At 59.1% G+C, this 9,480-nt stretch carries 8 protein-coding genes and 2 pseudogenes; 4 read left to right on the plus strand and 6 right to left on the minus strand.

The window, feature by feature from the left end; genetic code table 11:
- Positions 1-673 (minus strand): ribosome biogenesis GTP-binding protein YihA/YsxC (gene yihA / locus GZ093_RS18455; protein ID WP_296488873.1); only part of this gene is annotated, 673 nt, incomplete at its 3' end.
- Positions 674-749: 76 nt separating this feature from the next.
- Between yihA and GZ093_RS18460 the strand changes: the two genes are divergently transcribed.
- Both GZ093_RS18460 and GZ093_RS18465 read left to right on the plus strand, forming a co-directional pair.
- Positions 750-1,394 (plus strand): c-type cytochrome, encoded by a 645-nt coding sequence (locus tag GZ093_RS18460; protein ID WP_296488875.1) that lies wholly within the window; start codon positions 750-752, stop codon positions 1,392-1,394.
- 182 nt (positions 1,395-1,576) lie between these two features.
- Positions 1,577-3,219 (plus strand): annotated as a pseudogene (locus GZ093_RS18465) (EAL domain-containing protein).
- Positions 3,220-3,230: 11 nt separating this feature from the next.
- Here the strand turns inward: GZ093_RS18465 and GZ093_RS18470 are convergent.
- Positions 3,231-3,812: a hypothetical protein gene (locus GZ093_RS18470; protein ID WP_296488878.1), complete on the minus strand. Its 582-nt coding sequence runs from the start codon at positions 3,810-3,812 to the stop codon at positions 3,231-3,233.
- Positions 3,813-4,182: 370 nt separating this feature from the next.
- Here GZ093_RS18470 and GZ093_RS18475 point away from each other — a divergent pair, with 370 nt between their 5' ends.
- Positions 4,183-4,521 (plus strand): phasin family protein, encoded by a 339-nt coding sequence (locus tag GZ093_RS18475; protein WP_296488879.1) that lies wholly within the window; start codon positions 4,183-4,185, stop codon positions 4,519-4,521.
- Positions 4,522-4,566: 45 nt separating this feature from the next.
- Here the strand turns inward: GZ093_RS18475 and GZ093_RS18480 are convergent, their stop codons facing one another.
- The 4 genes from GZ093_RS18480 to GZ093_RS18495 form a co-directional block, all read right to left on the minus strand.
- Positions 4,567-5,553 (minus strand): Bug family tripartite tricarboxylate transporter substrate binding protein, encoded by a 987-nt coding sequence (locus tag GZ093_RS18480; protein ID WP_296488881.1) that lies wholly within the window; start codon positions 5,551-5,553, stop codon positions 4,567-4,569.
- Positions 5,554-5,583: 30 nt separating this feature from the next.
- Positions 5,584-6,378 (minus strand): SDR family oxidoreductase, encoded by a 795-nt coding sequence (locus tag GZ093_RS18485; protein ID WP_296488883.1) that lies wholly within the window; start codon positions 6,376-6,378, stop codon positions 5,584-5,586.
- A gap of 114 nt (positions 6,379-6,492) precedes the next feature.
- A complete protein-coding gene (locus GZ093_RS18490) occupies positions 6,493-7,530 on the minus strand; it encodes an FAD:protein FMN transferase (protein WP_296488888.1) in 1,038 nt (345 codons plus the stop codon).
- A 19-nt stretch (positions 7,531-7,549) separates the two neighbouring features.
- Positions 7,550-7,954: a c-type cytochrome gene (locus tag GZ093_RS18495; RefSeq protein WP_296488889.1), complete on the minus strand. Its 405-nt coding sequence runs from the start codon at positions 7,952-7,954 to the stop codon at positions 7,550-7,552.
- Positions 7,955-8,192: 238 nt separating this feature from the next.
- On the opposite strand from GZ093_RS18495, the pseudogene GZ093_RS18500 reads away from it, so the two are divergent.
- Positions 8,193-9,480, plus strand: a pseudogene (locus GZ093_RS18500) (TAT-dependent nitrous-oxide reductase); the annotation flags it as partial.

Here is a 9,480-nt window from a genome sequence, read left to right on the forward strand (position 1 = left end):
ATTGCCACAAGAGCGTGGCCACCTCATCGATGCCCTGGCGCTTGGTGGCCGAAAACAGCCGCACTTCGCCGCCACCGGCCTGCAGCTTCATGATAGACAGCGCTTTGGTTTGCTCGCTGCGGGTCAGTTTGTCGGCCTTGGTGAGAACCACCAGAAACTTCAAACCCTCTTCCACCCGAGGCCGCACGATGTCGAGCAGGATTTCGTCGAGCTCGGTCAGCCCGTGACGCGGATCGCACATCAGCACGATGGCCTTCAAGTTCTCCCGCGTCACCAGATAGTTGGCCATTACTTGCTGCCAGCGAATCTTGTCTTGTTTAGGCACCGCCGCGTAGCCGTAGCCAGGCAGGTCAGCAAACACCGCGTCGGTGACGCCTTGCTTGCCTAGAGCGAACAAGTTGATGTTCTGGGTGCGGCCTGGCTTTTTGGAGGCAAAGGCCAGCTGCTTCTGCTGCGTCAGCGTGTTGATGCAGGTTGATTTACCCGCGTTGGAGCGCCCCACAAAGGCAATTTCGGGCACATCCAGGGCCGGCAGAAAGTGCAACTGCGGCGCGGTGGTGAGGAACTTGGCGGTATGCAGCCAGCCCAACGCCACGACGGCCGTGGCTTGGGTAGCCGGGTCTGGCGCAGGTTTTTGGGTGGCTGGAGCCGGTGGGTTTGAATTGGTAGTCATTGGTAGACGGGAGAAAACCCGGAGTCACATTGTAGAATCAAGCGGTTCCTGCCCCTCACCTGACTCGATACCTCCTATGAAGCTGCTTGCCTCCCTCTTGTTTGCCGCCGCGCTGACAGCGCCTGCTTTCTCCACCTTGGCACAAGAAGCCAAGCCTGCAGCTCAGCAGGCCAAGGCCGTCAAGCCCGATCTGGCCAAAGGCGAAGCCAGCTATGCAGCAGTCTGTGCCGCCTGCCACGCAGCGGATGGCAACTCGGTCATTCCGACCCAGCCCAACCTGGCGCAGCAACACCCCGAGTACCTGATCAAGCAATTGCAGGAGTTCAAATCCGGCAAACGCGCCAACGCCATCATGGTGGGATTTGCATCCACGCTGAGTGACGCAGATATGCAAAACATCGCCTACTGGGTATCGGCCAAGACAGCCAAGCCAGGCTTTGCAAAAGAGAAAGAACTGGTGTTGCTGGGAGAGCGCATTTACCGCGGCGGCATCGCCGACCGGCAAGTCCCCGCTTGTGCCGGCTGTCATGGCCCCAATGGTGCTGGCATTCCTGCCCAGTACCCGCGTTTGAGCGGCCAGCATGCTGAATACGCCGCAGCGCAGCTAACCAGCTTTCGTGATGGCGTGCGCAACAACAGCCTGCAAATGACGCAGATCGCCGCCAAGATGAATGACCGCGAGATCAAGGCCGTCGCCGACTACGTCGCCGGCTTGCGTTAAGCGCTGGTTTTCCAATGACGGGGCTGAGTTTGGGGATGATCTGCAGCCGGTAGTGGCATCCACTCATCACGACAGGCAGATCCAACACAAAAGGATCTGCCTTTTTTTCGGCAACCGCTTGCCGGTCAGTGGCTGACCCACCGCGCAACCATGCACCAGCCTGCCGCTAGCACCTGATCCCCATGCCCGACAGTACCCAACCCAATCCACCGCGGCGCGACGCCCTGGAAGAGTTGCAGCTTGCCCTGCGCGAGCAGCAAGTCATTCTGGACACGGCCGGGGTCGGTATTGTGTTTGTCAAGCAGCGCGTGGTGGTGCGCTGCAATCAGGGCTTTGGGCAGATCTTCGGCCATGCCGACGGAGCCGCCATTTTAGGCAGCCCCACCCCGTCGCTGTACCAGAATGAGGCCGCCGCGCGCGCCTTGGCTGTCGCCGCGTACCCTGCCATGGCCGAAGGTCGGGCGTTCAAGTCAGAGGTCCTGATGTAGCGCCGCGATGAAACTTCATTTTGGGCCCACCTCACCGGCAAGCTCGTCAACCCGGCAGACCCTCACGCGGGCTCGATCTGGATCAATTGACGACATCGACGACCAGAAAGCGGCGCAAGCGCAGTTGCAGTCGGTATTGACCGAGCAAAGCCTGATTCTGGACAACGCCATGGTCGCTATCGTTTTTCTGCGCGAGCGCATCGCCACCCGCTACAACCAGCGCCTGGAGATCATGTTGGGCTACGAGCCAGGCGAACTGCACGGTGTCTCGTCACGCACGTGGTACCTGACGGAGCAGGATTGGATCGATGCCACCCACCGCTGCTACGACCCGCTGGTGGCTGGCCAAACCTTCGAAGAAGAGATGGTGCTGCGCAAAAAAGATGGCTCACCCATTCATTGCGATGTGCACGCCAAAGCCATCAACTGCAACGATTTGAGCCTGGGCTCAATCTGGATCGGCATGGACATCACCGCACGCAAACATGCCGAAAACGAACTGCTGCAAGCCCGCGTCGACCTTGAAAGACTGGTCGAAGTCCGCACGCTGGCGCTTAGTCGAACCGCAGGTACTGGTTGAATTGGCAGCCCGTCTGAAGGCGGCGGTGCGCGAGCAAGACACGGTCTCGCGCCTGGGCGGAGACGAATTCATCCTGCTGCTGCCCGACACCGATGCAACGGGCGCCGTTCATCTGGCTGAAAAACTATTGCAGATAGCGTTGCGACCCATCCTGATTGAACAGCATGAGCTGACCGTCACGCCATCGATTGGCATTGCGCTTTACCCCAAAGATGGCACCGACCTCGACACCCTGTCCCGATCGGCTGATGCCGCCATGTACCGCGCCAAGGCCGATGGGCGCAACGCTTACCGCTTCTACACGGCCCAGATACAGGCCCAGTCCGACCGCGTCTTGCTAGACAGCGCCCTGCGCGCCGGGCACTTGAGCGCAAACAGTTTGAAGTGCATTACCAACCGCAAATCTCACTGCTGAGCGGCCAAGTTGTTGGCGCCGAGGCCTTGCTGCGCTGGACCCACCCAGAAGTTGGCGCCATCTCGCCGGTCAAACTCATTCCGATTGCCGAGAACAATGGCCTGATCCTGCCGATTGGAGAAGTTTGTGCGGGACATCACCGAAGACGCTGATGACAAAGCCATCGTGGGCGCGATCATCAGCATGGCCAGCCGCCTGGGGCTGCAAACCATTGCCGAAGGGGTGGAGACCGAGGGCCAACTAGAGTTTTTGCGCGCCCAGGGCTGCAACGAGGCGCAGGGTTACTATTTCAGTCGGCCCTTGCCGGCGCAGGCATTCGAGGACTTCGTGCGCCAGCAGTAAGCCCGGTTGTCCTACTTGCTGGCCGCCTTGGCTGGCGCAGGCTTGCCGTTGGCAGCCGCGGCTGATGGCGCTGGCAATCCCAGATGCTTGCTGATGGCCTGTTCCAGTGCCTTGATTTTGGGTTCAATCGCACCTTGCGTCTGCGCTACCACCTTGTCCAGCAAGGCTTTTTGCATGTCGCCGCCCATCTGCAAGAACTTGCGATTGACCGGTGACTCGATGATGGCAATGAGTTGTTTGAGTTCGTCCTCGGTGAATTTTTCGTCCAGCAGCGCGCCCACGGTGGACGGCGCCACGCTGACTGCCCGCTCCCGTACCAACGGTACGACCTCATCAACATATTTCTTCACATCCGCCTGAATCGCTTTGGCCACCGCCTCGCGCTTATCGGATGCCACTTTGGACTGCAAGACCATACCGGCCTGCTGCATCATCTGCGCTGCCGGCCGCTCCGCCAAGGATTGGGCCGTCTGCTCAATGGCCGGCTGCTGCAACAGCAAGACCTTGCTGATCAGTTCCTTCTTGGCCGCGGTGGGCTCTGCCTGCGCCACACTGGCGAGCGTCAGCAACGCAATCACTACTAATTTTTTCATACCGAACCTTTCCTTAAAGAAGCATCAGTTAGACAACCCACGCTGACTAACCAGGGGAAATTGTCGCCCTGCCTAGCAGCAGGCCCAACAACCAGGGATTGATCGCACTGAGCGAATGAAGTTGACTGAAGTCAGCCAGGAGACTTGGCACGCAAGTGGTTCATGCACCCCAAGGTTGCTCATAGCGATGTGGTGCGCTTTCACCCTGCCAAGTCCATGACATTTTAGTCTCCCCTCTAAACCGCACTTGTAACGAAAAAAACTTTCTATATCTTAGGGTTTACCCCAATAAATGGTTTATGCTGCACTGCAACAAACGTGACCAGTGTCAATTTTTGCAGAACTGGTATTTGATACTCTAGGAATAGAAATGAGCCACCCCGCTACCCCCTTCATGGCGTCCAGCCAAGCCAGCGTCAAAGCGCTGCAAGCGATAACAAAGAATTCAACGCAGGGTTTTGAGAAACTGCTGAAACTGAACCTGGCAGCCAGTCAGGCATTTTTTGACCAATTCAAAGTATCCATCAGCGCCCACGACGCACAGAGCCTGCGCGAACTACAAACCGAGCTGTTCACACCCTTGCCCCGCCAATACTCAGCCGAGAGTCAGCACTACAAACTGCTGGCCGAGGACTCGAGCGCCAAGTTCAACAAGATCCTCCAATCAACGCTTTCCGAGGCCCAAAAAAGAATGACCTCCTTGGCTTAGAACCTCAATCCTGCCTTGTGACGGCGCAACTCCATCGGAGTGTCTTCACTGCGCCTTGAAGCCGCTGTCTTTGATGATGCGGGCCCAAGTTTGGGCGTAGGCATGTTCGCGCCTGGCCAGCTGCGCTGAGGTCATGTAGCCCACGGCCAGACCCATGGCGGTCAGGCGCTCACGCACTTCGGGCAAGGCGATGACCTTGGCCACGGCGGCTGAGAGCTTGTCAATCACGGCTTGCGGTGTGCCTTTGGGCGCAAAAATGCCGTAGTACGGCACGTCTTCAAAGCCGGCCAAGCCGAGCTCGGCAAAGGTCGGCACGTCCGGCAACGCGGCTTGGCGCTGGCCTCCCAGCACCGCCACAATCCGAATCTTGCCGGCTTTCTGGTTCTCAATAAAGTCCGGCACGGAACCGACCCCGGCATGGATTTGGTTGCCCAGCATATCGCCCATCATGGGCGCACTGCCGCGGTAAGGGGCGGCCTGCAAATCAAGCTTGTATTTTTGGCCAATCACCTTGACCAGAAACTCGGGCACCGAGGCCGGGGCCGGAACGCCCACCGTGTCTTTGCCTGCGCCCTCCTTTTGCACCCAGGCCACATACTCCGCCATGCTCTTGGCCGGTGTGCCGCCTGACACTGCCAAACCATTCACAAAGGTGGCAAAACCGGCCACCGGCACGAAGTCTTTGCTGGAGTCATAACCCGGATTCTTCACCACCAGCGGCAAAATTGTGATGGTGTGGTCGTGCGACAAAAACAGGGTGTTGCCATCGGCCGGCGCGGCTTTGAGCGCCTGCGCCGCAATCTGGCCGCCGGCGCCGGCTTTGTTTTCTACCACCACCGCCACACCCAACTGGTCTTTGAGCTTGTCGGCCAGGATGCGGGCAATGGCGTCGGTGCCGCCCCCCGGCGGAAACCCCACCATCAGCTTGACCGGGCCAGTCTGAGCTTGCGCCAGACATGCGCCCAAAAGCGTAGCCGCCGCCAGTGTTTTCAACAAGCCACGCATAAGTTGACGAACCTGAAATTGAACCATTTGCAACTCCCGTTTGAATAGCCAAAAATTTTAAAACGTGCCCGGATAGGCGCCACCGTCAGCCAGCACATTCTGCCCGTTGATGTAGCCCGCGTGCTGGCTGCACAAGAAAGCGCAGATGGCGCCAAATTCTTCCACCGTGCCAAAGCGCCGGGCTGGAATGGTGTTGCGCCGTGCCGCCATGACAACTTCAATGGCTTGGCTGGTTTTTTTCGCTGCGCCCTGCATCACACCCTGCAGCCGGTCGGTGTCAAACGCACCCGGCAGCAGATTGTTGATGGTGACACCTTTGGCGGCTAGGCCACTTCGCGCCACGCCGGCCACAAAGCCAGTCAAGCCGCTACGGGCGCCGTTGGACAGACCCAAGATGTCGATCGGCGCCTTCACCGCGCCAGAGGTGATGTTGACGATGCGGCCAAAACCGCGCGCCGCCATGCCGTCGACCGTGGCTTTGATCAGCTCAATTGGCGTGAGCATATTGGCGTCGAGCGCCCGGATCCAGGCATCGCGGTCCCAGTCGCGAAAGTCGCCGGTCGGCGGGCCGCCGGCGTTGGTGACCACAATATCAAAGTCGCTGCGCACAGCAAACACCGCTTGTCGGCCTTGCGGCGTTGTAATATCTTCAGAAACAAATTTGGCTGTAGCCCCCGTGCTACCTTCGTATGCAGCTATTAATTTATCAGCAGAGGCCTGTAGCACGTCGCCGCCGCGGGCCACCAGCAACACGTTGCCCCCTTCGCGCATCAACGCTTGGGCACAGCCAAAGCCCAAACCCTTGCTGGCCCCGCACACCAACGCCCATTTACCGGCAATACCTAAATCCATGACAGCGCACTCTCAAAAAATGTGAATGCTGGCAATGATACGTGGTGAAAACCGTGGTGGCAGGAAACGCCGGGGATGTTGCACGCCGCCAGCATGGCTGCGTGCAACGCAGTGTCAGCCACGTGTGATCCGCTGCGCCATGCCCGCTGACAGCCAGAGACTGCGGTCCGCATCGACGATCAAGGCATCGATTCCCGGTGTGCGGCCGATCCGGGTTCGCCCCGCATCGCCGCCCGCCACCATCAGGGCCGCGCCCAGACCGTTGATGAGTTCGAGTTGCTCGCTGATCAAGGTGACTCCATGGGGCCCAGTGCTCGGGTAGCCAGTCTTGGGATCAAGAATGTGATGCAAACGCTTGCCACCTTGCATCACGAAGCGTTCGTAATCCCCGGAGGCTGCGACAAATCCCTGGGTCAGCGACACCACACCCAATAATTGGCTGGGTTGGCGCGGGTCGCGCAGACCCACGCGCCAGGGGCGGCCATTCAACCGGCCCATCACCAGCACGTCGCCACCGCCATTGATCATCGCGTTGCTGACGCCACGGCTTTGAAGTTGCCGCAGGCCGGCCTGAAGAATGGGCAGTTTGGCGATGCCGCCCAAATCCAGGCGCATGCCTCTTTTTGTCAGGTAGGCAGTGCCAGCGCGTTCATCGATCAGCAAGCCCCTTTTTTGATCGACCAGACTTAATTGCGCCGCAATCTGCCGCGCAGTGGCGATGGACGGATGCTCGGGGCTGAAATCCCAATCCCGCAAAGACCCGACCGTGGTATCAAAAGCCCCGCCACTGGCTTGTCCCGCCTGACGCGCCATCAACAGCACACGCAGCAACTCCGGTGGTACTGGCACCGGTTGCAGACCCGCCATCAGGTTGATGGCGTTAAGTGCGTTAGCCACACGGTAGCGGCTCATCATGTCGGCCAACCGGTTCATCTCGGTAAACGCCGCAGTAGTGGCCGCGGCCAGGGCGACTGCACTGCCATTGCCCTGCAGCGTCAGGTCGACCCGCGTGCCCATCAGAATTCGCGAGGACTGATGAACATCAGCCTTGGCCTGCACCGACGGCACCACCAGGCCACACGCTAACAGCGGCAAGGCCAATGCAAGCCGACGCCGTCCGTGTTGAATGCAATCAGGCGTATGAGAAGTCATGATCACGCCTTCAAACGGGTCAGCGCGACTGGTCTGCCATGTAATCGACGGCGGCCTTGACTTCGTCATCGCTCAGCGTGGCATTGGCACCGCGCGCGGGCATCAGGCCTTTGGCCCCGGTAAAGCCCTCAAGCGCGTGCTTATACAGCGTGTCGTTGCCTTGGGCGATGCGTGGGGCCCAGTCAGTCTTGTCGCCCGGCTTGGGTGCACCCGCCGCGCCAACCGCGTGGCACATGGCACAGACCTTGCCATAGACCGATTTGCCGACCGTGTTTTCGGCCACGACCGGTGCCGCAGGCGCTGGCGCCGGTGCTGGCGCAGCAACGGGCGCCGGTGCGCCAGCGGGCGCAGGAGTGTCTTTTTGTCCGCAGGCGGACAGCAGCGCCAAGCTCAAGGTAGCCAACAAGAGGGTGGTTTTATTCATGGTTTATCTCAGAAAAATAGGATGGGAAATATTGTGAAGGAATCTTTTGAACTTTTTCTTACTCAGAAAAAAACCCGACAAGTTAAAGATGTATTATATGCACATCAAATCTTTTTGCTTTGTTGATGATGCTCAAACTGGCGCAAGCCGCATTCCTTCACCATGGCAAGTTAAAGAATTGAGCCGGTTCCAAGCACCTTTTAACAGAAGATTTCCATAAACCAACGAGGATTTCAACATGACGCAAGAGCAACAGCCCAAGCCCGAGACTTCCCATACTATGGGTCGACGCAAGTTCATCAACACCGCTGCGCTGGTCAGCCTGAGCGGCGTGGCGGCTTGTACCGAGAAGTCCGCCCCGACGGTGACGGTGCCGGCGACAGCATCCGACGCCAAACCCGGGAATGGGTCAGAAAATAATGTTGACTACAGCAAGTACGAGGTGCATCCCGGCCAGCTCGACGACTACTACTCGTTCTCATCCGGCGGGCACGCAGGCGATGCCCGCATCTACGGCCTGCCGTCCGGCCGCTTGTTCAAAATCATTCCGGTCTTCAACACGGACTGCCTGGTGGGCTGGGGCATCACCAACGAATCGAAGAAAATCATCGGCACCAAGGCCGACGGCAGCGTCAAGTACCGCACGGGCGACACGCACCACATTCACCCCTCGTACAAGGATGGCACCTACGACGGCAAGTACATGTTTGTGAACGACAAAATTCACGGCCGCTTGGCGCGTATCCGCATGGATACGATGGAAACCGACAAGATCACGGAGCTGCCGCTGGTGCAGGGTTTCCATGGCACCTTCCCTGACAAGCGCGACCCGGTGGATCCCGCCATCAACTTCACCACGCGCGTTTTCTGCGGTAGCGAATTCAGCGTCCCGCTGGACAACAACGGCAAAAACATGGATGCCACGGCGGACTACCGCTCCATCTTTACCTGCGTGGATTCCGAAAGCATGGAGGTGCGCTGGCAGGTGCTGATCGACGGCAACTGTGACCTGGTCGCATCTTCCTACGACGGCAAGCTCGCCTGCACGAACCAGTACAACACCGAAAACGGCGCGCATTACGAAGACATGATGTCAGCCGAGATGGATGCCTGCCTCTTCTTCAACATTGCGCGCATCGAAGAAACGGTCAAGGCGGGCAAGTTCAAGACCTACGGTGGCTCCAAGGTGCCAGTGGTTGATGGCACCAAGGCCGGCAACCCCAATCCCAAGACTGCGTTGACCTGCTACGTGCCGGTGTCCAAGAACCCGCACGGTGTGAACGCCAGTCCGGACGGCAAGTACTACGCCTGCTCGGGCAAACTCTCGCCGACGGCCACGTTGATCGAGCACGCGCTGGTGCTCAAGTGGTTCGACGGCGAACTCAAGGAAGCCCGTGAAGCCGTGGTGGCCGAGCCCGAAATCGGCCTGGGACCTTTGCACACCGGCTTTGACGGCCGCGGCAATGCCTACACCACGCTGTTCCTCGACAGCCAGATCGTCAAATGGAATGTCGAAGCCGCCATCA

The sequence above is a fragment of the Rhodoferax sp. genome (assembly GCF_010365055.1).
GTDB lineage: Bacteria > Pseudomonadota > Gammaproteobacteria > Burkholderiales > Burkholderiaceae_C > Rhodoferax.